The 23,778-nt window shown below is 59.2% G+C and carries 20 protein-coding genes; 4 read left to right on the top strand and 16 right to left on the bottom strand.

Annotated features, from left to right (window positions below):
- The first annotated feature begins 1,116 nt into the window (after nt 1-1,116).
- The gene (locus J4G32_RS18045) at nt 1,117-1,689 is read left to right on the top strand and encodes a GGDEF domain-containing protein (RefSeq protein ID WP_210496904.1); all 573 of its coding nucleotides are present in this window, start codon (nt 1,117-1,119) and stop codon (nt 1,687-1,689) included.
- Nucleotides 1,690-1,701: 12 nt separating this feature from the next.
- On the opposite strand, the gene J4G32_RS18040 is transcribed toward J4G32_RS18045, so the two are convergent.
- Together J4G32_RS18040 and J4G32_RS18035 are read right to left on the bottom strand one after the other, a co-directional pair.
- Nucleotides 1,702-2,058: a DUF4174 domain-containing protein gene (locus J4G32_RS18040; protein WP_210496902.1), complete on the bottom strand. Its 357-nt coding sequence runs from the start codon at nt 2,056-2,058 to the stop codon at nt 1,702-1,704.
- A 140-nt stretch (nt 2,059-2,198) separates the two neighbouring features.
- On the bottom strand, nt 2,199-3,404 hold the full coding sequence (locus tag J4G32_RS18035; protein WP_210496900.1) for an acyltransferase family protein: 1,206 nt from the start codon (nt 3,402-3,404) through the stop codon (nt 2,199-2,201).
- A 395-nt stretch (nt 3,405-3,799) separates the two neighbouring features.
- On the opposite strand from J4G32_RS18035, the gene J4G32_RS18030 reads away from it, so the two are divergent.
- Nucleotides 3,800-4,507, top strand: coding sequence for a Crp/Fnr family transcriptional regulator (locus tag J4G32_RS18030; protein ID WP_210496899.1), 708 nt, complete (start codon nt 3,800-3,802; stop codon nt 4,505-4,507).
- 159 nt (nt 4,508-4,666) lie between these two features.
- Here J4G32_RS18030 and J4G32_RS18025 read toward each other — a convergent pair whose 3' ends face one another.
- On the bottom strand, nt 4,667-6,817 hold the full coding sequence (locus J4G32_RS18025) for a mechanosensitive ion channel family protein (protein WP_210496898.1): 2,151 nt from the start codon (nt 6,815-6,817) through the stop codon (nt 4,667-4,669).
- Between the two features lie 734 nt (nt 6,818-7,551).
- On the opposite strand from J4G32_RS18025, the gene J4G32_RS18020 reads away from it, so the two are divergent.
- Nucleotides 7,552-8,547: an omptin family outer membrane protease gene (locus J4G32_RS18020; RefSeq protein WP_210496897.1), complete on the top strand. Its 996-nt coding sequence runs from the start codon at nt 7,552-7,554 to the stop codon at nt 8,545-8,547.
- A 28-nt stretch (nt 8,548-8,575) separates the two neighbouring features.
- Here J4G32_RS18020 and J4G32_RS18015 read toward each other — a convergent pair whose 3' ends face one another.
- The 7 genes from J4G32_RS18015 to J4G32_RS17985 form a co-directional block, all read right to left on the bottom strand.
- On the bottom strand, nt 8,576-9,628 hold the full coding sequence (locus tag J4G32_RS18015; protein ID WP_210496894.1) for an ABC transporter ATP-binding protein: 1,053 nt from the start codon (nt 9,626-9,628) through the stop codon (nt 8,576-8,578).
- On the bottom strand, nt 9,618-10,589 hold the full coding sequence (locus J4G32_RS18010) for an ABC transporter ATP-binding protein (protein ID WP_210496945.1): 972 nt from the start codon (nt 10,587-10,589) through the stop codon (nt 9,618-9,620). Before J4G32_RS18010 ends, J4G32_RS18015 begins: the two co-directional genes overlap by 11 nt.
- Before the next feature lie 38 nt (nt 10,590-10,627).
- On the bottom strand, nt 10,628-11,506 hold the full coding sequence (locus tag J4G32_RS18005) for an ABC transporter permease (protein ID WP_210496892.1): 879 nt from the start codon (nt 11,504-11,506) through the stop codon (nt 10,628-10,630).
- Between the two features lie 33 nt (nt 11,507-11,539).
- Entirely contained in the window at nt 11,540-12,460 is a 921-nt protein-coding gene (locus tag J4G32_RS18000) for an ABC transporter permease (RefSeq protein WP_210496891.1), read from the bottom strand.
- A 174-nt stretch (nt 12,461-12,634) separates the two neighbouring features.
- The gene (locus J4G32_RS17995) at nt 12,635-14,278 is read right to left on the bottom strand and encodes an ABC transporter substrate-binding protein (protein WP_210496890.1); all 1,644 of its coding nucleotides are present in this window, start codon (nt 14,276-14,278) and stop codon (nt 12,635-12,637) included.
- 120 nt (nt 14,279-14,398) lie between these two features.
- Complete coding sequence (locus J4G32_RS17990; RefSeq protein ID WP_210496889.1) at nt 14,399-15,457, bottom strand: D-2-hydroxyacid dehydrogenase; 1,059 nt, start codon at nt 15,455-15,457, stop codon at nt 14,399-14,401.
- A gap of 189 nt (nt 15,458-15,646) precedes the next feature.
- Nucleotides 15,647-16,534, bottom strand: coding sequence for a LysR substrate-binding domain-containing protein (locus J4G32_RS17985; protein ID WP_210496888.1), 888 nt, complete (start codon nt 16,532-16,534; stop codon nt 15,647-15,649).
- A gap of 338 nt (nt 16,535-16,872) precedes the next feature.
- On the opposite strand from J4G32_RS17985, the gene J4G32_RS17980 reads away from it, so the two are divergent.
- Nucleotides 16,873-18,021 carry a M14 family metallopeptidase gene (locus J4G32_RS17980; RefSeq protein ID WP_210496887.1) on the top strand — a complete coding sequence of 383 codons (1,149 nt, stop codon included), beginning with the start codon at nt 16,873-16,875 and terminating at the stop codon, nt 18,019-18,021.
- Nucleotides 18,022-18,030: 9 nt separating this feature from the next.
- Here the strand turns inward: J4G32_RS17980 and J4G32_RS17975 are convergent, their stop codons facing one another.
- The 6 genes from J4G32_RS17975 to J4G32_RS17950 form a co-directional block, all read right to left on the bottom strand.
- A complete protein-coding gene (locus tag J4G32_RS17975) occupies nt 18,031-18,714 on the bottom strand; it encodes an amino acid ABC transporter permease (protein WP_210496886.1) in 684 nt (227 codons plus the stop codon).
- Nucleotides 18,715-18,732: 18 nt separating this feature from the next.
- On the bottom strand, nt 18,733-19,563 hold the full coding sequence (locus J4G32_RS17970; RefSeq protein ID WP_210496885.1) for an ABC transporter substrate-binding protein: 831 nt from the start codon (nt 19,561-19,563) through the stop codon (nt 18,733-18,735).
- 204 nt (nt 19,564-19,767) lie between these two features.
- The gene (locus J4G32_RS17965; protein ID WP_210496884.1) at nt 19,768-20,643 is read right to left on the bottom strand and encodes an HpcH/HpaI aldolase/citrate lyase family protein; all 876 of its coding nucleotides are present in this window, start codon (nt 20,641-20,643) and stop codon (nt 19,768-19,770) included.
- 50 nt (nt 20,644-20,693) lie between these two features.
- Nucleotides 20,694-21,752: an MBL fold metallo-hydrolase gene (locus J4G32_RS17960; RefSeq protein WP_210496883.1), complete on the bottom strand. Its 1,059-nt coding sequence runs from the start codon at nt 21,750-21,752 to the stop codon at nt 20,694-20,696.
- The gene (locus J4G32_RS17955) at nt 21,749-22,801 is read right to left on the bottom strand and encodes a MaoC family dehydratase (protein WP_210496882.1); all 1,053 of its coding nucleotides are present in this window, start codon (nt 22,799-22,801) and stop codon (nt 21,749-21,751) included. The genes J4G32_RS17960 and J4G32_RS17955 overlap by 4 nt, the downstream gene beginning before the upstream one ends.
- Nucleotides 22,802-22,816: 15 nt before the next feature.
- Nucleotides 22,817-23,746, bottom strand: a complete 930-nt coding sequence (locus J4G32_RS17950) for an HpcH/HpaI aldolase/citrate lyase family protein (RefSeq protein WP_210496881.1) — start codon at nt 23,744-23,746, stop codon at nt 22,817-22,819.
- Between the last annotated feature and the right edge of the window lie 32 nt (nt 23,747-23,778).

Here is a 23,778-nt window from a genome sequence, read left to right as displayed (position 1 = left end):
TATAAACGCCCCCGAAGAAAACAGCGGCAATCCCCGGAAAAAAACATGTCCCGGACAATGCCGCCAAATTCTAAGATAATTCAAACAAAGCAACCAAAACCAAAACCAGTGCGGCGCCCCGTCGATGAATGTGATCTACAGCAGGACAATGACTGTGTCAACCAGCTTTCTGCAAATTCCACTGCAATCGAAGTATCCGATTGCCCTGCTGAACTCCAGGCAAGCAACATTAATCACTCGAAACTATACGTTCGAATGTTGGGAAGAGTATCGTGCGGACGGAGACCGCTCGATACCACATCAATGTTCGTCAGAGGAGCCACAAGGCCACCTGAATACAGGCAGCGTGGCTCGTGCCGTCGACTGGAACCTCTGCCTCGAGGCCCCAATCCTGACCGATCTACCTCACAGCTGAAACAGCCGAGCGGCGTCGATGCTCTTGCTTGTGTGATGCCCTGCACGGACATAAATTCCGGCAGGGACGCGGATATGTCCCCTCGCTCGACCGATGTCAATCGCCTCGGGCAAGAAAATTCGACACGGTGAGCGGGTTCAGAATTGATACGCCAATGATCCGCAAGGCTAAGCGAGGCGTTGGAGCCTGCCCTTCCCCTCAAGATGAGTGCGTGCCAGCGCGCAGGCCGCGGGTCACTCCGGGCCCACAGCTTCAGGATCTCTTAAGACGGATGGGGCAGCATTCGTTCAGGGATGCACTCCCCATCAATCCCATTGCCTTGGCGACCGCAGCAGTAGCATGGTGCGGCAGGCCGACGGAGTGCAGCCGCACGCGCATCTCCCTTTGGGAGAGATATGCGGCTTCGTGAGTTCCTCTAAAAGAGCCGTGAGGGTGCTGGTTTGAAAATTCGGTCTCATATCGACGCCCCCGGCTGGAGCCGACGAAGGGCCCTCCAGGACCTGCTGGTACTCGGCGGCGCATTTCTGGCCTTCCTCTGGATTGCCTATGAGTTCACACTCTTTGGAGCCGTTGCGGGCCCTTCTCTCGATCCGCGGAAGCGCATCGACTTCTATGAGGCAGTGACAGCCGGCGGCCTGCTGTTCTGCGGCATTTGGGTTTTCGCGCTCCGGCGCGTCGCGGAACTGAGGGCCGAAGCGCTTTTGCGGGCGGGAGCCGAGGCCCGGGCGACAGAAGCCGATTTCCGCGCAAACCACGATCCGCTGACCGGCCTCGGCAATCGAGCAAAATTTGACGCAAGCCTCGGCGAACTGACCACGCGGCCAACGGATCACGAACCACGCCCCGGAAGCGCCGCGCTGCTCTTGCTCGATCTCAACGGGTTTAAACAGGTGAATGATCAGTTCGGCCATCCGACCGGCGACGAAGTCCTGCAGATTATCGCCAGGCGATTGCAGTCCCATTCCCGCCACCAGGATCAACTCTGCCGGATCGGTGGCGATGAATTTGCGATCCTTGCCAAGAAGTCCGCCGCGGCGTCGACCGATACGCCAATTTCGGCGGAAGCAATCGCAGCGAAAATCATCGGCACAATCGGTACGCCGATCCTCATCGAAGGACGGACCATCGAAGTCGGGGTTGCGATCGGCATCGCGTATTTTCCCGACACCGCAAAAACCGGCCGTGACCTGATGGCAAAAGCGGATCTCGCCCTTTACGCGGCGAAGGAAAACAATCGGATGTCGGCCCGCTCAAGCTACGTCGTGAGCAGCTAGGGCATCTTCAAACTACCGGGAAAGCTCCTCCCGACGCATAGGCATTGAGTCAATGAGTCGGAACAGATCTGCTGGCATTGCTGGCTCCGTTCCTCGCCACTTTACCGTTCCATCTTTCCCCACAAGAATTGCCTCAAACAACGATTTCCGCGAGCGTGCGTAGAGTTCGCGCAGCCGATCCACATCGAGATCGGCAGTGGCACCATGGATGGGCTTGATCCGCGATCCGTCAATCACAGCAAAGACAACCAGATCGCGATCTTTCAATGCACTTGGGTCTGCGAGCAGTGCTTCAGATTGCGCGACCAGCCGTGGGTCCCGGTCGTTGGCAAATATGATGACCACTCGCTTCTGCCATTGATTGGCCACCCCAGAAGCTCCTATCGCGGCCCCGGAGTCAGTTCCGATCGCGCCATGAACGCCATTGATCTGATCATCGATGTGCTCCCTTGCCGTTCCTAAAGTCAATCGAATGTCAGCGGTTCTGTTTCCCCTTCCCTATCACGGCCCTATGGGACAGGTCGGACATGAAAATAGCCTTCCAGCAAGCGCCTCACCGAGGCCGTGTTTCGTTCAAAACACCAGTAGAACGCGAACGAACCGATGATGCAGATGGCAACCCTGAGCACAAATTGCGCTCCTGACTGAAGCGAAATTGACTCTGCCTGCGGAAGCCACAGCGCGAGCGCGGAATTGATCGGGAAATGGAAAAGGTAGAGAGAATACGAGAAGCTCGCCATAGCGGCGGCCGGGCGGCGTAGCGCCAGCAGATTTGAGCTCGTTCTCTCACTACAGAGAATGGGAAGCATCAGGCAGAAGCCGATGCACAGAAGTGTCGCGCCGTCGACGCCCTTCAGCGCGGGAACATTGGCGAAAAATTTCGTCGGTACTGTGAGTTGATTGAGAATGCCGCCTGTCGCCAGAAGGCAGAATCCGGCACCAAAGAGAACACTGCGGTTGGGCATCACACGAAAAAGCGTCGCCACGGTCCCAAGTCCGAAGAATAGAAGGTAGCGGGTATCGAGGACAGCCATGATGAACGCACCTGCCGAGAGGAGGCCGACCGAAAGCAAATTCGGGCCGCGCACGATCATGTAGGCGATTGCGCCGCCGATCACATAGAACCAGATCTCGTACGCAAGAGACCAGAGCGGGCGGTTCTCGGTCAGCGTCTCCGTAACCACCCCGTTCAGGCCCAGTGTATTAGAGAGGAGTTCGAGAATGCTGGGGGCGTGTCCGATCACGTATGTGCTCACGACTGCGGTCACCATGACGGCCGGGATGAGGGGAACGAAAATCCGAGACGTGCGCTCGACCGCATAGGCGACCCAATCAAATCGACCCGTGGTCAACCGCGTGACGATCTGACCCCCGACCAAAAGGCCGCTGAGAACGAAAAAGATCAAAACGGCCTCATTGCCACTGCGAGTCAGACCATAGAACAGGGCCGTGAGCAGGCCCCGATCGCTGACAGGTAGCGCCGTATAGTCGACGAAAGCGGACATCCGCACGTGGACAAGAACGACAATAAGGGCTGCAACTCCGCGGATGATGTCGAGCGCTACGATTGGCGCGCGTTTCTCCGCTACGAGCACGCTCGCCTGAAATCCGGGTGGGCGCGCGGCATCGCCGTCATACGATGGGACGCCAGACTCCCAGCGAGACGGTCGGACATCGGCCGTCGTCACCTTTCGGTCGAGATCTGAGAACCGCATTCCGATCAGGCTCCGTGTTGGTAAGTACGAGACAGACCGGCCAACCGACCGACTTTATGACCGATCAAGATGCCCGCACTGGCGCTTTCGGACTATGCGCTGTTCTAAAACGCAGTAACCCCCTCACAGCGACCATCTTGATCCGCTGGCTGCAAGCTCCCATATGGTGATCATCGTGCTGGCATAGCGTTTGCAGGCTTTTGGCAGAGCCCGGGCCGCGCGACAGTTTTAAAATCTCCCAAACAGGCCGGACGGATTGGCGCAGTTTTTTCTGCGCGGATCGTGCGCTTTCGTACCAGCGGCTTATTCGATGCAAAATCTGCCCATGGTGGGCCATAGGCATCTTGTCGCAGCTTGCGGCCGGACTCCTTCCTCTGTTGCTCGAAGGAAGAGCCATGCGCGTTCCTACCCAGGTAACGGTTCAGAACCGCCTTCTCCAGCGAATGGCGCCGGGCGATTTTGACCGTATCCAACCCTTTCTCGAGCGGGTCGACCTACCTCTCCGCCTGGTCCTGGTTCACCAGAACATTCCCTTCCACCATGTCTGGTTCCTTGAGGAGGGCCTCGGCTCAATCATCGCCGCCGCGCTGGATGACGAGAAAGTCGAAGTCGCCCATGTCGGACGGGATGGATTGGCGGGAAAATCCGCTATTCTTGGGGTGACCCAGTCGACAAACATGACTTTTATGCAGATTGCAGGCTCAGGCTTCCGGATGCCCACCGATCGGCTCACGCAGGCCATGGACGAAAGCAAGACGCTTCGGCCGTTTCTCATGCGATATGTCCACGTCGCCATGACCCAGCTTTCACAAACCGCCCTGGCCAATGGACGATATAATCTTCAAGAGAGATTGGCTCGCTGGCTGCTCATGTGTCACGATAGGTCGTCGGATGACGACTTGGCTCTTACACACGAGTTCCTCTCACTGATGTTAGGAGTGAGGCGCTCGGGGGTCACCGAAGCGATCCATCTTCTTGAGGGAATGCACCTCATCAAGGCGACGCGGGGGCAAGTGCGCATCCTCAAGCGGGACAAGCTCGAACAGATCGCCGGAGGCTGCTACGGCGTTACAGAGGCAGAATATTCAAGACTGATCGGTTAGGACGCTGGTACGTCCGTACCCAAGGCGATGCACTGGGACGACTGCTGCGAGGTACTGATCCTAGGCGTCGGATCTTGAAGACGCGCGGCGCAGAACGCTCATCAACTCATGCACAGATGCAAGCCTAACGCGCCACCCGAGTCTGCAGACGTGGAGAAGTCAAACGGTCTTCAACGCGATCGGCACTGGGGCTGCCGTACCGGCAAAATTGATCCCCATTTCAGGAAACCGTTCGTATATTCTTTTCATTGCCATCCGCTGGACCGTGGCTGATTTTCCGGGTTTTGATGTGAACTTGAAGCGAACCACCAACGCGGCGTCGTTAATCTCCGCAATGCCCTGCATTTTGAGCGGTTCGATGACAAGTGGCCCGGCCTCCGGATCATCGAGAATGTCCTGACCGATCTTCTTGACGACTTTTCGCACGACTTCGAGGTCGACATTGCGGTCAAGCCGGAGATTGAACTTTACCGTGATCCAGTCGCGGCTGAAATTGGTGATCGATCCCAATTCCCCGAAAGGAACAATGTGGAGCTGACCGTTCTGATGACGCAACTTGATCGACCGAAGGGTAAATCCCTCCACGGTTCCTTTCGCCTTCCCAGAGTCAATATATTCACCAAGCCGAAAGGCGTCGTCGGTGAGATAGAACACCCCTGAGATGATATCCTTGACCAAGGTCTGGCTGCCAAACGACAGCGCCAGGCCGAAGACTGAGGCACCGGCGATCAATGGGGCCGTGTTGACGCCGAGTTCCGACAAAACAACGAGGATCGTCAAAACGCTGATCGCGATGCCCAGTGTCACCCGCGCGAGAGGCAACAACGTGGCAAGACGTGTTGGTACTTGGCCGTCGGGAGCCGGGGCAAAGCGAGCGGTCGGGGGGAGATGGCGGGCCATGAGATAGCACGCGAACTCCCATGTCACATAGGCAGCCGTGGTTGCCAGGACTGCCTTGCTCACGTTGTGTTCCCACGCCAAGCGTTCGGTTGGCGCAACAACTCCGAAAATATCGAGCAGCCAGATCTCGGCAATGCCAGAGCACACGGCAATCCAGAGTACCGTCCGCAAGCAACGAGTCGCAACGATGGTGAGATCGGATTGAAAATCCGCTGCCTGTAACGCAAGCGTCGCCTTGCGATGCGTTGTAACAAAATCGCCCAGGGACTCAATGAGAATAAGCGAAATCAGAAGATCCAGAAATGTCGAGATACCGCCACCGACGTTCAGGTTGCCGGCCAGCAAGCCTTGAGCGATCGCGACGCACATCGCTACATCGAGTGCAATGCCGAAAATGAACCAGTTGCGCGCCAACATGCGCTTGGAGTGACCCCATCCTCGGTTCACCTCATCGACCAGCGATTCAAGCCACCGTGCCATCGGATGCCTGATCGCCAATATCACGGAAAGATCGACGATCGTGTAGAGGATGTTGTTAGCGAACCCGGCTACCACGATGGTATCAGTCGGAAAGTCGGTCGCCATCAGAATCCGGATATGCGAGCGGCCGATCATATAGAAAAGCACGCCCAACGAGAGTGCCACGTAGAGGCGTCGCGCGTCCGCGTCTGTCACGGCGACAATTCTGATCTCAGGAGCCATCGGTCTTAGCCAGATCCGCAGGACCATTGCGGATGCGCGCCAGATCAATGCATTGCCCAGCACAATATAGGCGACTGTCTCCTGGAGTGTTCCGTTCACGACGAGGTAGGTTGATAACCCATAGAGCACGATCGCGAGAGGAACGAGCGTCAACCCATCCAGCATTGCTGAGATGGCAACACGCGGAAGAAGCGACACGGAACCGACTTGCCGGCGCAGCCATCTTCGTACAATGACGCCGATGAGCCAACCACTCGCTGCCTCGAAGATGACGCCGATCGCGATACCCAGAAAAAGCAACCCAAAAAGCGACTGGCCGCTGCGGTAACCGTCCATCTGCAACTGGGCGCTCAGACGGCTGTACGTCGCGCTTGCATTGAACGACGACCATATCTGCGCGAGACGATCAACCATCTGGTCTATCTGCAGCAAGGCGCTCTCGCCACCGGCCGCGACGCTGTCCCCCTGCCGCGGCAACGCAACGGAATTGGGGGGCTGCGCGTCCAGAACCCTGTCCGCCCGAATGTGCTCGGCCGTCGCGCGCGCAATATCCTGCACCATGGCGTTGTAGTTCTCAGCCGTCATGCCGGGCGGCATGTGATCGACGACGGCCGGTTGCTGTTGAGCGCCCGCGGTTGCCGACCAGGCGATGGCGAAAAGCAGGGCGCCGAGCGATGCTGCACCAAGTCTAAGGCAACGCAGATCCATGTGACTTTCACCCCAGCGGAGAGCCCGCGCGCCTAAGCGCCGATGCAACCTTGATGCTTCATATTGCGGCGTGAGACCATGGGAAATTGGGTAAACCACGATCGACAACACGTGTGAGTCCAGTTCACGCTCGCCGGCCGTAAGACGCGTTGCAACAGGGAAAGGCTGCCAGTCAAATTTCCTAGGAGGCAGAATGCCCGGTATTTCAGCAAGACGGAGGTCCGTTCGCAAAAATTGTCTTACAATTGAGTTGATGGTACCGCTAGGATCCTATTGCGCGGTCGCCGAGGCTCGCGGCAAGGAAGGTAATCATGGTCAACGCCCACAAAGATTCCTGCCCCCGCTGGTTTATTATCTTCCTTTTGGGCATCACCTCTCTCAGCGTTGCAGCCTGCCAATTATTCGCCTGACGCCCGCGCCGATCGGATGTCTGGCGTATGCTGTCGCGCCAGGCCTGCCTCAAATGCCAGGCCTCATCGGTGTCCTGCTGATCCCGTTTGACACCTTCACATTCCGATAACCTTGCCGGGACACCCTATGGTAACCCTGCTGCAGTGGACTAACCGCGTCGGAGTTGTGAACCGGCCGCCAAGCCGCCATAAAGACACTCGTTCGATCGAAAGGCCGTGGTCCCGCTCTCAGATCAAGGAATTTTTTCTTGGTTGGGGATGAGCCCTCGGAAATGGAGGCGTTCGCTCGCCAGGATCCGGGCGCGTTTTTCTGGAGTGTCAGCATTGGCCCAGTCGGCTCACGTTTCGCCATTGATTTTTCACAGTGCCATCCTGCTGGCTGCAGGCGCCCTCACACCGACATCCACCTACGCGGCTGATCCGGCATTCTTGCAGACCAGCCTTCCCGCGCCTGCTCCGCGCTTCTCGATCGAATTGCACGGCGGGCACCTCTCCGGAACCGCCTACGAGTATGTTTACAACATTCCGGGAGACGGCAGCAAAGTCAGCCAATTGAACTGGCAGATTGACAACGCCGCCGTCCTCGCCGGTCGGGTCGCCTTCACGCCGCATGATGGATTGTCTGTGCGCCTCGGCGGCTGGGCGGTCGTTTCCTCCGATACCGTCATGGACGATTTCGATTGGTTGCGGGGCTATGAGGGATTCGACACGTGGAGCCACTGGTCGCATTCCGATGACACGCGGCTCCCGAAGGCGTTCCAGTTGGATGTAAGCGGGGCACTCCGCGTCTATGCAACGGGTCCGTTCACGTTCAGCGGCCTACTGGGATATCGCTTTACCACCTTCAAGATGAACAGCTATGGCGGCCAATACATTTATTCCGACAGTAACGGCTTTCGCAATGTCACCGGTGACTTTCCAGCAGACAAGCTCAGCATCGCCTACCAGCAATGGTGGCATACTCCCTATCTCGGAATTGCCGCGGCCTACGCAAACGGCCCGTGGACGGTGACGGGTGAACTGATCGCCAGTCCGTTCGTCGTTGCCAGCGACAAGGATCATCATAACCTGCGCAACATCGTTTTCACGGAGAGGTTTGCGCCGAGCTGGATGATTGGAGTGACGCTGGGCGCAGAATATGCGCTCACTAACTCAGTCTCTGTCACCGCCAAGGCCGATTACGAAACGCACTTTAACGCCTATGGTGGTTCGACCCTATACGATGGCGATACGAACGCGATCGCACGATACAGAAAACCCGCAGCCGGTGGCGGTCTCGACACGCTGATGCTGACACTCGGCCTCAAAGTGACACTGTAAGGTGAGATGAGAACTGCTGAGGCGCGGCTCACGCAGCGGCGTAGCGCGTATCGACCCCGCTCAAATCAAGTTCTTCTACGCGGTGGCAACTCGCCTGATGTCCGGGGGACGTTTCGCGAAGGCTGGGAATCTCGGCCTTGCACCGGTCCACCGCATAAGCGCAACGCGGATGAAATGGACAACCCGACGGCGGCGCGCTGGGATTGGGGACATCCCCTTGAAGACGGATACGGTTGCGAACGAAATCAGGGTCCGCCACTGGCACGGCAGACAGCAACGCCTCCGTGTACGGATGCCTGGGGTGTGAAAAAAGCTCGTCGGCATCTGCAATCTCGACGATTTTGCCAAGATACATGACGGCGACACGATCGCTGATATGGCGCACCACTGACAGATCGTGAGCGATGAACAGATAGGTCAGCCCGAGTTCAGCCTGGAGGTCCTGCAACAGATTGACGACCTGGGCCTGGATCGAGACATCGAGGGCGGAGACTGGTTCGTCGGCCACGATGAAACGCGGATTGAGGGCAAGCGCACGTGCGATGCCGATCCGCTGCCTCTGCCCTCCGGAGAATTCGTGTGGGAACCGCCTGCGATGATCGGCACCCAGGCCAACCGCCTCCAGCAGTCGGACCACCCTTTCATCACGCTCCTTGCGGCTGATCGCGAGTTGAACGCGCAGCGGTTCGCCGATCAGCTCGCCGACCGTCATACGCGGATCGAGCGAGGAATAGGGATCTTGAAAGATGATCTGCATCTCACGACGGAGCGCCTTGACGCTGCCAGCCGACAGAGTCGCCACATCCACCACGGCCTCCTGACCATCGGCACCACCGAGGACCTGGCTCCGGAACAGAACCTCGCCACCGGTCGGTTCAATCAGTCGCATGATTGAACGACCAGTCGTGCTTTTCCCGCAACCGCTCTCGCCGACCAAACTGATGGTTTCACCCTTCTTGATCGTGAGATCGACACCGTCGACAGCCTTGATGTGGGCGGTCACTGAACCGAACATGCCCTTTCTGACGGGAAAGTACTTCCTCAAACCCTTGACTTGGATCAGCACGTCATCAGGCAGCATCTGCGCGCTCCTCGGAGATGGAGTGGTGGAGGAAACAGGCAGCCTTGTGAGGCCCAGACACAGGTGCAAGAGCCGGCACCGACTCGCGGCAGACGGGCATGACATTGGCACATCGCGACGCGAAGGCGCAGCCCCGGATGAACTCGGTGGGGCGAGGAACCGAGCCTTCAATCGTTTGGAGGCGGGTCTCGCCTCGATTGACGATGGACGGAACAGAGCGCATGAGCCCTTGGGTATAGGGGTGCAACGGATTTCGGTAGAGATCGCGGACGGACGCACTTTCCACGATCTTGCCGCGATACATGACGATGACATCGTCCGCCATCGTCGCGACAACGCCGAGATCGTGTGTGATGAACATGATGGCACCGGCAAATTGCTGGCGCAGCTCATTCATCAGGTCGAGAACCTGCGCCTGAATGGTCACATCGAGCGCAGTGGTCGGCTCGTCGGCAATCAGAAGCGATGGATTGCACACCAGAGCCATGGCTATCATCGCCCGCTGGCGCATGCCGCCAGAGAGGTTATGGGCATACTCATCGAACCGCTGCCGAGGCGCTGAGATTCCGACAGCCGCCAGGCTCGCGATAGCGCGCTCCTTGGCCTCCTTGCGCGAGATCTTCTCGTGCAGAAGCAGCGGCTCGGTGATCTGATCGCCGATTGTCAACACCGGGTTCAGCGCGGTCATGGGCTCCTGGAAGATCATCGTGATCTCGGAGCCTCGGATGGCATTGATCTGGCGGCCGTTACGCGGCAACTGGGCGAGGTCTACGACACCCTTGCGGCTGTTGAACATGATCTCGCCGGATTCGATCCACCCGGGTGAGTCCACGAGGCCCAGGATGGCCCGCGAGGTAACAGATTTGCCGCAGCCGCTTTCTCCGACAACGCCCAGGGTACGGCCTGGAGCGATTGTGATATTGATACCGTCGACTGCCCGTGCGACGCCGCTCTCGGTCATGAAATTGACCCGCAGGTCGTTGATCTCCAGCAAATTGTTCACGACATCGCCTTCTTGCGATTGAGGCGGGGCAAGATGCGCTTCAAGCGGCGGCCTTTCAGCTTGGGATCGAGGCTTTCGTTAAGGCTGTCGCCGACCATATTGGCCGATAGCACGAAAATCGATAACGCGATCGCCGGACCCACGATGAGATAAGGCGCGCTGGTGAGGAAGTCTTTCGCCTCGTGAAGCATCTGACCCCACTCAGGCGTGGGTGGCTGAACACCAAGTCCCAGATAGCTGAGCGACGATGCGCCCAGCACAAACCCCGGCAGTGCAAGCGTCGCTTTGACGATCACCGGCCCGGAAATGTTGTGAAGCACATGCCGCAGCAAAATGTCCGGCCAGCCAGCACCCGCAGAGACAGCTGCTTCCACGTAAAGCTCTCGCCTCACCGAGAGCGCGGCACTGCGCGCGATCCGAATGAAATTCGGAAGTTGCGACAATCCCAAGGCGACGACGACGCCGCTTTCTGATGGACCGACAACGACGACGATCACGATGGCCAGCATAATGGTCGGAAAGATGAGCATCATATCGGTGATGCGCATCACCACGGCATCCGCAAGTCCACCGCGATATCCCACGATCATGCCGATCGGCACCCCTAGCAGCAGCGAGAACAAAAGCGCCACCGTCGTGATCTTTGCCGTCACCTGGGTCGCCAGAATAACGCGCGACAACGTATCCCGTCCAAACTGGTCGGTTCCCAGCCAGTGCGCGGCAGACGGCGGTTGGAGTCCCTCAGACAGACTTGTCTCAAACGGATCTGCGGGCGTGATCCATTGCGCGGTGAGAGCGACGAAATAGAAGATGAGCAGCAACACACCAAAGAACAGCCCGACCTTGTCGCTCGCGTAGCGCTTGAAGAATTCCATTGTCAGCACCTCCCGCTGGACTGGGTGGTTGCATCACTCATTGGCCATCCTCGGGTCCGCCCAACGATAGAGGAGGTCCACGATCAGGTTCACCAGAATGAACAGCATGGCGAAAAAGAAGATGCAGCCCTGTGTCAGGGGAAGATCGCGCGTCAGGATGGAATCCACCATGAGGCGCCCCAGACCCGGCCAGTTGAAAATGGATTCAGCCACTGCGGCGCCGCCGAGTGTATGCCCAAGGCCAAGGCCGAAGAGCGTGATAATCGGCAACAGCGCATTGCGGAGCGCGTGCTTGAAGACGATGACGTGCTCGGGCACGCCTTTGGAGCGAGCCGTCGTGACGAAATCGCGCCCGAGCGCGTCGATCATGCAGGCGCGCACCATGCGCGTGAAGCCTGCTGCCTGTGCGAGACCAAGCGTGGCGACAGGCATGATGTAGTGCTTCCAGGTCGTCATGCCCCCGATCGGCAGCCACCGCAGGTGAACGCCGAACAGATAGATCGCCAGAATACCCGTGACGAAGATCGGGGTGCAGATCCCGACCAGCGAGAATGCGGTGATGCCACGATCAACGGGATGGTTCCAATAGGTCGCGGACAGACAGCCGAGGATCAGGCTTACCGTCATGGCGAGCAGCATGGACCAGGCAGCAAGCTTTGCGGTATTCAGAAGACGCGGGCCGACTATCTGGAGCACAGGCTGCCGCGAGAAGTTCGAAAGCCCGAAGTCACCCGTCATGACCTTGGCCATATAGGTCGTGTATTGCGTCATGAGAGGCTGGTCGAGACCGTAGGCGACCCGGATGCTCTGGACGAGGTTTTCCGGCGCGCTGTCACCGGCGATCAAGCGTGCGGGATCTCCCGGGATCGCGTGAAACAGGCAGAACAGGAATGTGAGAAGCAGGAGACCGGCGAAGATCATGAAGATGAAGCGATTGAGGATCATTCTCGCCATGGCGAGTCCTGTCTTTTGGCCCTCCCAGGTGGCGGGAAGATTGTCGCGCGGATCGGGTGATACAAAACCCACCTCCGCCTCGGAGTGATCAAGGGTCGCGAACGCAGTCTAAAAAATAGCGATGGCCACGCAGCCTCATGGGCCAGGCGACCATCGCGTCATCCGGCAGTGCCCCTAGCGGGTAATTCCCTGCTTCTTCTTCTCCGCCTGATCGATCCAGGCCGAACTGCCCACATAGGTTCCGGCTGGAAGATACTGACCGCCATGAACGTAAGTCCGAACAGCCTCTGTCAGGTTCGACGTGGGGAGATAGATGACCGGCGCCTGCTTCAGGAGTTCAGCCATCCATGAGCGAACATAGCCGGCGCGTTTGGTCTCGTCACCCTCCGCATGGGCGAGTTCGGCAAGCCGGTCTGTTTCGGGGTTCGAGAAGAACATCCGGTTCGCGCCGGCAGGCTTCCAGGCTTTGGTATGGGTCATGTACATCATCGGCTCGTCGGGATCCGCAGTCGGGATGGTCCATCCGAGCAGCGCCAGATCATACTTTGCTTCTTTCGGTCCGAGCGACAGAGAGGCGCTGAATGTCGCGCTTTCCAGAACGGTCAGTTCCACCTTGATGCCGAGCTTCTCGAGGAAGCTCTGCACAAGCTGCGCAATCTGATACTCGCCCTTGCCGGACTTGCGGGTCCAGAGTTTCAGCGAAAGCGGCGTTCCCTGCGCGTTCTCGACGAACTTGTCGCCGTTACGGTCCTCATAGCCGGCTTCCTTCAGCAGGCTTTTCGCCTTGTTGAGATCGAAAGCGAAAATCGTGTCCTTGCCGGGCTCACGCATATCCGCAAACCCGAAGACACCTGGCGTCAGCGTGGGGGCCTGCGACAGCGTCGCTCCGGTTCCGGCGAACACAGACTTGACGATGCCGGCCTTGTCGATCGCGTAGTTCAGCGCCTGACGGACCTTCGGGTCATCGAGCGGCTTGGTCAGGTTGTTGATGACCACGTAATATTGCTGCAGGCTCGGCAGCGTGTTGACCTTGAGCGTGCTCTCAGTTGACAGGCGTGGCACGTCGAAGTCGGGAACTCCGAATGCGCGATCCACTTCACCGCTCTCGAGCATCGCCACGCGGGTCGACACATCGGGAACGAAGAGAATGCGGATGCTATCGAGATAGGGCTTGCCCTTCTGCCAATATTTGTCGTTGCGCTTGAAAAGCGCGTATTCACCCTTTGTGTATTCCGTCTGGATGAACGGCCCGGTGCCGATGATGTTGCTGCCGAGACCCTCTTCCCCCTTGGCCTTGTAGGCCGTGGGGCTGAAGATACACATGGTCCGGTACGCGAGATTGGGGATAAGCGCAGCCGAGGGCGTCGTCAGATGAAACGACACCTCATACTCGCTGTCGGCCGTCACCTTCTCGAGGCCCTCGAGAAGGCTCACGTAAAGAAATTTCTTGGCGAGCGCTTCATTGTAGACGAACGCCGCTGCCTCGGCATTAAAGGGCGTGCCGTCGTGGAACTGGATGCCCTCGTTGAGCTTGAAGGTGACCTTCTTCTGGTCAGCCGATGTCGTCCAGCTCTTGGCGAGCATCGGATGAATGACACGGTCTCCCGTCATCTCGACCAGGTTCTCGCAGGAGTTTAAATAGACATCCATGCCACCCGCATCGGTGTTGCGGCCGGGGAACATGGTCTTGTCAAGCTGACCCGTCAGCACAAGTTCGCCGCCGTATTGGGGCTTGGCATCCTGAGCCCAGCTCGGCGCGGACAAGAACGTCGACGCAGCCAACGCCGCAGCACTGGCGATCCTCGAATAGGCCTTCATCGATGCGCTCCTCTGATGAATCATGTCTTTGGTGATGGGTGTCGGACGGCTGCAGATTGCGGCACTTGCGCCGCGTCTCCAGAGCTCCACCCTAAGCGTCAAGTCCGGGCCCGCCATGATTTAATACATTCTCGCCTTGTCGAGCACATTGATCATGCGATTCGGTTCGCCGCTCATGAAATGCCCGAGATTTTTAACGAAGATCTCGACAATTTTCCGATTCTCGCTCGGTGCAGTACTGGCCGAATGAGGGCTGATGAGAACATTGGGCATGGACCAGAGCGGCGAACCGGGCGGCAGCGGTTCTGTAGCAGCGACATCGAGGCCGGCCAGGCCGATGTGACCGCTATTGAGAGCCTCGATCATTGCCGCCTCATCGACCACCTGACCGCGCGCGATATTGATGAAAACGACCCCGCGCTTCATGGCGGCGAAGACGCTCGCGTCGATCATCTTGTCGGTCTGCGGCGTGTGCGGGGTGGCCAAAACAATATAGTCTGCTCCCGTCACAGCCTTGGCCAGATCCGCCTGACCGAAAACCTCGCTGGCAAAAAGCTCCGCGCGACGCTCGGGCGATGGGGAATTGACGACGGCTCTGACGTCCATGTTGAATGCCCGGGCCAGGGAGGCGACACGCGCTCCAACCTGTCCTGCACCGATGATCGTCAAAGTCTTGCCACTGAGCTCACTGCAGCAATAGCGCTCCCATCGGCGCGCCGACTGTTCACGCTGCAGGCGCGCCAAATCCTTGACGTGCGCCAACATGATGAACAAGGCGAATTCGGCGAGCGGATCGGCGTGGACTCCCCGTGCGGTGGTGACCACGATGTTACTCTCGGCCAGGCCCAACGCGTGAATATGCTGTCCCACACCGGAGCTCGTGGTCTGCACCCACTCGACGTTTGGAGCGAGCGCTAATCCTCGCTCCCCTTCGCGGCCGGTCGGAAAATCCCAGAGGATCGTGGCACGCCCCAGAGCTTCGCGCCAGCGGCGCTCCTGCAGTGCGGTTCGCTTGAAGTCGTCCCGACCTTTGTGATCGGCGATGTAGCGGGTCTGAGGGAGCAGGTCCGGTTCGAAGACCACCTCGACGCCGGCAGGCGATGACTGCCTGATGTATTCAACGTGTTCGCTCTCCAGCGGCGAGGTGATGAAAACGACCTGCGGGGACGGAGACGCCATGAGTGATAAACTTCTGCTGCGGTGGACAAAAACGCGGATCTTTGCGCTCGAGCCGACCAAAGCCGAGCTAACGCATGGTCAACGATTATCATGAGCTCTCCTCACAACGCAAGCGACGCTTTTTGTGTCTGTTTCCGGAGGGCAAGCGAGGCGCCTGATCTTCAAACGGTGGCGGCGCGGAGAGGTGGATCAGATATCAGGGTCCTGCAATTCCGCGTGCAGCCATTGGCGAAAAGCAACGATCTTCGGGTCGAGCAGGCGCTCCTGACTGCATAGGAAGAAGTACCCCTGCTCACGTCTCAAAGTATGAGGAGAGGCGACGACAAGAGCGCCGTCAGCAAGCTCCTTGCGGATGAGAAAACGCGGAAGCAGCGCAAAGCCGATCCCCACGGTCGCAGCCTCGATCACCATAAAAAAATGTTCGAATCCGAGTCCCGCAGGAATGGGCGGAGTGACATTCAGACTCTCGAACCATTCCGACCATGCCATCAACCGGGTTGTGTGGCGGATCAACTGACCTGGCCTCAGCTGCGTGGGATCGATCTCCGCCCGCTCTTCGAGGAGCCACGGAGCGCAGACGACGATCAGCTCCTCGTCGAGGATGCGGTAGGATTTGGTTCTGGGCCAGTCGCCCGTCCCGTAGCGGATGGCCACATCGACCGGGCCCGCCGCGAAATCGATGGCCTGTTCGCCCACCACGACGTCGACCTGCATATCCGGATATTGTTCCCTGAACCGTGGCAGCCGCGGGATAAGCAGCCGAAGCGCAAATGTCGGCAGCACATTGATATGCAGGGCTCTCCCGTTCTGCTCGTTCTGGATCCGCGCGAGGACGTTCTTGATTCGATCGAAAGAATATTGCAGCTCCGCGAAGACTGTCTCGCCAAGGGGAGTCAATTCCAGGACCGGACGGGTGCGAGAAAACAAGGGAAATCCGAGATCAGCCTGCAGCGACCCGATCGCGCGACTGATCGCCCCTTGCGTGACGTTCAATTCGGCCGCAGCCTTCGTCATACTCTTGTTGCGGGCGGCGGCCTCGAAACTTTTCAGTCCCGCCAGCGACGGCATTTGGCTCATTCTGCAATGTCTCGATCATGACCAGAAGTCATATCTAATGAGCGCAACTCCTATTTGGCAATGCCGCGTTTCGGTGATGGTGTCGACTGATCTCCGATAGGACGACACGGCGATCGGCGATGCCGCCCAATTTTCTCCTTGAGCCCTAACGACGTCGAGGGCGTAGGCAAGAGACAAGGCTGCGCGTGTCTCAGCCTCTTGTCTCGAGAAGATTGCGCAGAGACGTCGGCAACGTCGGCTTTGGGCCTTTACAGGAAAGGTTAGGGCCTTTCCTATGGGATCAGCAGGCAGACCGTTAGCCGCCACATCCTCTCGAACTTTCATAACGAGGCCCTTCAATGTCTGCGCGACTCGTCCAGCAGGAACTTGCGTCAAACTATATTGGCGCATCGAAGCATGTGACTTTTCTGCACTATGGCGAGGAAGGCGCCCGTCCAAAGATCTACATCCAGGCGGCGCTGCACGCGGGCGAGATGACGGGAACGCTGGCTTTGCACCACCTTCGCGGCCTTCTGGATCGAGAAGTTGAAGCCGGCACCATTCGTGGGGAGATCATCCTCGCGCCTCTGGCCAATCCCATCGGTCTGGGACAATTCTCGGCCGGCGATCAGATGGGCCGCTTCGAAACGCAAAGTCTGGTAAACTTCAATCGTGAGCATCTGGACATCAGCCCCGATGTTGCTGGCCTGGTGGCAGGGGTGCTCGGAGATAACAGCGCCGAGAACGTCAGGCTCATCCGCGCAGCAGCTCTGTCTGTGCTCGGCGAAATCCCTGAGACATCCGAATGGCTCAGCCTGCGCAAGCATCTTCTGCTCCGCGCTATCGATGCGGATGTCTGCCTCGACCTGCACACTGACATGGAGGCGACGATGTTCATGTACATCAACGCCTTCGACTGGCCGGCGCTGGAAGATCTCGGCCGGGATATCGGATGTCGCGCGATCGTATCGCTTGACCCCTATGTGCCGTCCAGGACCTTCGCGGGCGTCGTCGGTGGTTTGTGGCCGCGATTGGCGGCCGCATGGCCTGCCGCGTCAATTCCCCATGCGTGTCAAACGGCGATGATCGAAATGCGGGGCCGCCATGATTGCGATGACGCGCATGGCTCTCTCGATGCGCTCAATCTCCTGAATTTCCTGCGGCGACGGGGAGTGCTTTCGGGCGACGCGCCACCTCTGCCCCCATCTCAATGCGACTGCGTCGATGTTGAGGGCATGGACGTCGGTTACGCCCCGGCTCCGGGTTTTACAGTCTTCCACCGTAAGGCTGGCGAGGAGGTCACGCCGGGCGATCACATCTGCGACGTGATTGATCCGACCGCAGCTGACTTCACCCTGTCCCGCATGCCCGTCTACGCCCGCCAGACCGGGACCATCTATGCCCGCGCCCTGGACGGCATCGTGGTCACCCCCGGAAAAGTGCTGTTTCGAATCGCGGGCGGCGCGCGCCTCCCGCATAGACTGGGGCGATCTTGGCTCGACGATTAAACACACCCATCAGCGTTCTGGCGGCAACGCGTACGCCCGGCCGAAGCGGCGTTCGATCCGCGTCTGAACCAGTTGCCAGAGAGACGTAATGACCAGATAGTAGATGGCGCAGACACTGAAGATCTCCAGCACCTCGAACCTCACCTGGATGAGCACCTGCGCACGGCGAAGCAACTCCTCCATTGAAATCACGGAGGCGATCGAGGTCGCTTTCAGCAGGCCGTTCACGCTGTTTCCCAGAGGCGGCAGGATCGTGCGGATGACCTGAGGGCCAGTGACCTTGAACAGCGTTTGAAGTTTTGTAAGCCCAAGCGATCTTGCGGCCTCGATTTGACCTTTCGGGATGGAGAGAAATCCGCCACGGACAATTTCGGCAAGATAGGCCGCTTCATTCAGAATCAATCCGATCAATGCCGATTGAATCACATTGAATCGCAGCCCGAGCTGCGGAAGGCCGGTGTAGATGATGATGAGCTGGATCAGCAGGGGCGTGCCGCGAAACAGCCAGATGTAGAAGACCGCTGCGTTTGAGGCGGCCCTTGAGCGCGACATCCGCATCAACGCAATGACGACCCCCAGCGCAAACCCGCCGGCGATCGAGACGGCTGTAAGCCAAATCGTCGTCCAAGCACCCCCGATGAGATAGGGGCTGTAAAGGTAATTCAGGAACGACTCGACGTTGAAACCCTTCACGACGCTGCCGCGCGGTGGCTAGAGCGGTCCGGGTCCGTTGATGGTGAATGTCGGCTCGGGCAATTCCGCGAAGTCGTATTTTGCAAAAAGCTTCGCGTAGTCCCCCGAGGCGCGCAGTTCCTGGAGCGCACCCGCAACGGCTTCCGCGATCTGCTTGTTTCCCGCTGCGAACGCGATCGGCGATCCGCCAATCCCCTTCATGGGCCAGGCGAAGTTCGCTCTCTTGACCATTTCGGCCGCGGTCGTATCGATGCTCATGGCCGCGTCAACCTGGCCCGACCCCAGGGCCTGGTAGCCCTCCGCTCCTGTATTGAAGCTGCGCACGTCCACGGGCTTCATCCCCTGCTTGACGAAATCGTCACTGAACTGCTTGAGACGGCGCTCCGCGTAGGTCCCGATTTCGACCGCCACCGACTTGCCAGCCAGATCCTCCGGCTTGAGGATCTTCTTGGCATTGCCCGGTTCGGTCAGAACGCTGACAGCCTGCGCGCCGTAATTGACCAGATACATGATCTTCGCGCGCTCATCCGTCCAGAAGATACCCGTGTTGATAAGGTCCCATCTCTTCGCCTGCAGGCCCGGCACCATGGCCTGAAAATCGATCTTGATGAAAACCGGCTCGAGACAAAGACGCTTGGCGATCTCATTGCCAAGTTCAACATTCAACCCCTGCAGGACGCCCTTCTCATCGACGAACTGCATCGGTGGAAGAACCGGGTTGATCGACATCACAAGTTTTCCGCCCTCGATGAGCGGCGGAGACGCCAGCTTCGACTCGCAGGCTGCGTGGGCGGAAAGACCGCTCGACAAAAGGGCGACGGCGAACGTCAAACCGAACTTCATGCGCATCAGGATCTCCCTGTTCGGTATCCTAGTGGTCAGCAGAGTGACGTAAAGGCAAAACTCAAGGCAAACTTGGCTCACAATTGGACATTCTGCTCGAAATCAGCCCCGAAACGACGCCCGGTAGGCGTTATCGTGCAGACCAGAGCTAGCCACGTGGCCGATCCTCGCGCTGGTTTTCGAAAATGGCTGCCCAGGCCAGCAGCTGTACTAGCCCTCCAGCGGCAGTCCGGCTTTTGCAAGCGTGCGCCGGGCCATGTCGGCATGAAGTCGCTCGACCATCTTGCCATTCAGGGTCAGGACGCCCTCTCGCACATTCTCAGGCGCACTGAAGAGGGCAACGACCGCACGGGCCTCCGCGATCGCCGCCTCGCTCGGCGAAAACGCGCCGTTGGCCGGCTCGATCTGCGTGGGATGGATCAGCGTCTTCCCGTCGAACCCCATCTCAGCCCCTTGGGCACATTCGGCCAGGAAGCCGTCCTGGTTGCGGAAATCGTTGTAGACGCCATCAAGGATATCGATGCCGAAGGCGCGGGCGTGGATCACCACCTGGGCCAGCCAGAGCACCATCGTTGCGCGTCCTGCGGGAATGGAAAGTCCGGTTTCCTTTGCAATATCGTTGGTGCCGGCAACGAAGCATTCGAGCCCGACGCTCTCATGTGCGCCAAGGGCCGCAATTTCACGAATATTGACGATGCCCAGGGGCGTCTCGATCATGGCCCAGAGCCTGACGGCCGTGGCCCCGGCAGCATCGAGCGCGGAGCGGGCAGCCAGAACCTGTTCGGCCGTTTCCACCTTTGGGAGAAGGATCGCGGTAGGCGAACTTGCCGCCGCCACGGCCAAATCCTCTGCGCCCCAGGCGCTGGCAAGCGCATTGATGCGAATCACCCGCTCTTTCGGGTCGTGAGAGCGTTCACGGAAATAGGATTGCAGCGAGGTGCGGGCTTCAGCCTTGAGCGCTGGCGCGACAGCGTCTTCCAAATCGAAGATGACGGCGTCGCAAGCAAGATTTTCGACCTTGGCCATCGCCTTTGCGTTGGCGGCCGGGACGTAAAGGACGGAGCGGCGCGGACGTGCTTGCTTCATTGTCAAACCTTGCGGATGGCGGCACGCAGCCGAAACAGATGGATTAACTATCAGGCCCGCGTCGTGAAAATTGCTCGCCCGCTCGGGTCGATATCTTCTCTCACGATCCCTTGATTCAGCAACCAGTTAATGTGCGCGAGGGTCTCGCCGAGGGCGAAGCCGATATTGTCGGGGCCCTCGATATGCGGGAACATGGCATGCGACAGCTCGAGGGCGGTTTTCGGCTCGCGCAGGAATTCTGCCGTTTCATCGAGCCGCAGCCGATGGTGGGTGCGCAACTCCTCAATGCGCTCGTGGATGCCCCGGTAGGGCATCCCATGCGATGGAAGGACGAGAATATCCGCTGGGATGTGCGCGAACTGCTGGAATGACGCGAGATAGTCCGCCAGGGGGTCGCCCTTCGGCGTCATCTCATAGACGGCGATGACCGGCGATATCTTCGGGAGCAGGTGATCGCCGGCAATCAGGATGCCCGATGCCTCGTCGTAGAATGAGGCATGCTCGAAGGTATGGCCGCGAGTCACGATGATCGACCAGTCCCGTCTCCCGAACCTGATCGTGCCACCGTCGCGGATCTCCGTGATGCATCCAGGCACCGGGCTAGACAGGTCCATGAAGCGATTGCGGCTTGTGGCCATCGCACCCGTCACGGCTTCCTCGAAGCCGTTGCGCTTGAGGTACGAGTGATAGGCCGCACTTGATCCTGGCACTCCGTGCAGGTGGCTGAGCCGCGACCACATCCATTCGCCGAATGTGCCGACATACTCTGCGCCGAACCGATCCACCATCCAACCCGACAGGCCGATATGGTCGACATGGCCGTGGGTGGCAATAACCCTGCGCACAGCACCACCCGCCATCGGCCCGGCGAGCAACGTCTCCCAGACGGAAAACAGCTCCGGAGTCGCACAGCCAGTGTCAATCACCGTCCAGCCGTCGTCGTCCTCCATGAGCCAGACATTCACGTGGTTCAGCCGGAACGGCAGCGGCAGGCGTGCCCACAGCAGACCGGGTGCCACTTCGGTGACGGTGCCTTTGGCAGGCGGCGTCTTCCAGGGAAAGTCGAGCCGGCTTGTCTTTGACATCGTGGGGGCGAGCCGTTCGTTCATGAAACGCTGCGGGGCATCAGCAGCCAGTAGTCGAGATCGAGAAGCACAGATGCTTCCGCTTCGCCACCGGGCGAGGGAAATGTGTCACAGGCGAGATCCTTGGTGGCGATGGTTCTGACCCGCAATGCGCCAATGTCATGGCGTTCCGGGAAGTCCTGCTTTGCCAGGATCTCCGACCAGCAATAGATCGTGTCACCTCCAGCCGCAGCGTTGACATGCCGACCGCCGTTGATGGCTGCCACCAGGCAACCGTTGGCCAGACCGTTGAACGACAGGGAGCGGGCGAGCGAGATGACGTGGCCGCCATAGACGATGCGGCGTCCGAACCGCCCGGCCTTCTGCAGAACGGCGTCGAAATGACCCTTTGCGGTGTTCTGATAGAGCCGCGTCGCGATCTGGTGCTCGGCCTCCTCGATCGTCATGCCGTCGATATGGTCAATTCGCTCACCGACCGCGTAATCCTCAAAACGGTACGCGCTTCCTGCGACGGCTGCATCATAGGTCGAAAAGTCCAGACCGGGCGGGAGCGCGAGCGCCTCGCCATTCACCTGCGCATCGGTCAATGGAACAACCACCTCGGGTGCGGGCGCCGCAGCATCCCGTTTGTTCACCATCACCCAACGCACGAAGGTCAGCACCGCATCGCCGCGCTGATTGAAGCCCATGGAGCGGACATACACGATACCCGTCTTGCCGTTGGCGTTCTCGCGCAATCCGATGACGGTGCTACGAGCCGTAAAACTGTCTCCCGGCCATGCGGGCTCGAGGAACCGACATTCCGCGTAGCCCAGATTAGCGACGGCATTGAGAGAGACGTCGGGCACGGTCTTGCCGAAAATGACGTGGAACAGAAGAAGATTGTCGATCGGAGCACGGGGCAGCGAACACGCCTGAGCGAACGCGTCGGACGATTGCAGGGCGAACCGCATTCCGTAGAGCGCTGAATAGAGCGCGACGTCTCCCTGCGTGATCGTGCGCGGTACCGCGTGAACGATCTCTTGACCGATCGCGAAATCCTCGAAGAAATTCCCGTGGGACGCTTTCCCCATGACGATGCCCCTGCCCTACTTCTCGGCCGACGGTTTGATGCCCGCCTGCTCGGCGCGGTCAAGAATGCGCTGGACGAGGCGGACGGTTGCGACATCCACCATCTGGCCATCGACCTGGATGGCGCCGAGGCCCTGTTGCTGCGCCTCGCGATAGGCCGCAACCGCCTTGTAGGCACGATCGACTTCAGCCTGCGACGGGCTGAAGACCTCCTGCGCGATCGCAACCTGGCTCGGATGGATCGCCCATTTTCCGACGGCGCCGAGCTGCTGGGCGCGCACGCATTCGGTGCGGAAATAGTCGCCGTCCTTGAAATTCACGAAGGGTCCGTCGACGGCATCGAGCCCGTAGGTGCGGGCTGCGACGATCATCTTGTAGCGCGCGTAGTGCCAGATATCCCCGGGATAGCCTGTGTCGCCCGAAATAGCGCGCGGATCGATGCCCTGAGAGGCCGAGTAGTCACCCATGCCGAAGACCAAAGCCTCGAGCCTGGTCGACGCGCCGGCGATTTCTTCTACCCGCATGATTGCTTCAGCTTCCTCGATCAGGACCTCGATGCCGATGCGGCGCGTCAGCCCGAGTTTCCCTTCGATCTGCGACAGCAACCGATCGACGAATCGAACGTCGCAAGCTGATTTGACCTTGGGAACGAGAATCGTATCGAGGTTCGCGCCCGCCCCTTCGACGATTGTGATAATGTCCTCGTAGCAGTAGTGAGAGTCGAGATCGTTGATGCGCACGCAGCGCACGCTGGTTCCGAAATCGAGTGTGTTGAGCGCGTTGACGATTTGCGCGCGCGCGGGCACTTTCGCGGCGGGCGCGACCGCATCCTCGAGATCGAGAAAGATGTGATCGACCTGCATACCCGCAGCCTTGGCCATCATCTTGTCGCTCGAGCCCGGAACGGCGAGCTGGCAGCGGCGAAGCCTCTTGGGCTGGGTGTTCATTTGGCGATCTCCCGCAGACTACCGGCTGCTGC

This window comes from Microvirga antarctica (assembly GCF_017921815.1).
Classification (GTDB): Bacteria; Pseudomonadota; Alphaproteobacteria; order Rhizobiales; family Beijerinckiaceae; genus Microvirga; species Microvirga antarctica.
This window is presented reverse-complemented; position numbering and strand designations above follow the sequence as displayed.

Bases quoted from the DNA above. Each gene is read 5' to 3' on its own strand.
- J4G32_RS18035 (WP_210496900.1), bottom strand. From the start codon at position 3,404: ATGCGGTTCTCAGATCTCGACCGAAAGGTGACGACGGCCGATGTCCGA.
- J4G32_RS18030 (WP_210496899.1), top strand. From the start codon at position 3,800: ATGCGCGTTCCTACCCAGGTAACGGTTCAGAACCGCCTTCTCCAGCGA.
- J4G32_RS18025 (WP_210496898.1), bottom strand. From the start codon at position 6,817: ATGGATCTGCGTTGCCTTAGACTTGGTGCAGCATCGCTCGGCGCCCTG.
- J4G32_RS18015 (WP_210496894.1), bottom strand. From the start codon at position 9,628: ATGCTGCCTGATGACGTGCTGATCCAAGTCAAGGGTTTGAGGAAGTAC.
- J4G32_RS18010 (WP_210496945.1), bottom strand. From the start codon at position 10,589: ATGACCGAGAGCGGCGTCGCACGGGCAGTCGACGGTATCAATATCACA.
- J4G32_RS18005 (WP_210496892.1), bottom strand. From the start codon at position 11,506: ATGGAATTCTTCAAGCGCTACGCGAGCGACAAGGTCGGGCTGTTCTTT.
- J4G32_RS18000 (WP_210496891.1), bottom strand. From the start codon at position 12,460: ATGGCGAGAATGATCCTCAATCGCTTCATCTTCATGATCTTCGCCGGT.
- J4G32_RS17995 (WP_210496890.1), bottom strand. From the start codon at position 14,278: ATGAAGGCCTATTCGAGGATCGCCAGTGCTGCGGCGTTGGCTGCGTCG.
- J4G32_RS17990 (WP_210496889.1), bottom strand. From the start codon at position 15,457: ATGGCGTCTCCGTCCCCGCAGGTCGTTTTCATCACCTCGCCGCTGGAG.
- J4G32_RS17985 (WP_210496888.1), bottom strand. From the start codon at position 16,534: ATGAGCCAAATGCCGTCGCTGGCGGGACTGAAAAGTTTCGAGGCCGCC.
- J4G32_RS17980 (WP_210496887.1), top strand. From the start codon at position 16,873: ATGTCTGCGCGACTCGTCCAGCAGGAACTTGCGTCAAACTATATTGGC.
- J4G32_RS17970 (WP_210496885.1), bottom strand. From the start codon at position 19,563: ATGCGCATGAAGTTCGGTTTGACGTTCGCCGTCGCCCTTTTGTCGAGC.
- J4G32_RS17965 (WP_210496884.1), bottom strand. From the start codon at position 20,643: ATGAAGCAAGCACGTCCGCGCCGCTCCGTCCTTTACGTCCCGGCCGCC.
- J4G32_RS17960 (WP_210496883.1), bottom strand. From the start codon at position 21,752: ATGAACGAACGGCTCGCCCCCACGATGTCAAAGACAAGCCGGCTCGAC.
- J4G32_RS17955 (WP_210496882.1), bottom strand. From the start codon at position 22,801: ATGGGGAAAGCGTCCCACGGGAATTTCTTCGAGGATTTCGCGATCGGT.
- J4G32_RS17950 (WP_210496881.1), bottom strand. From the start codon at position 23,746: ATGAACACCCAGCCCAAGAGGCTTCGCCGCTGCCAGCTCGCCGTTCCG.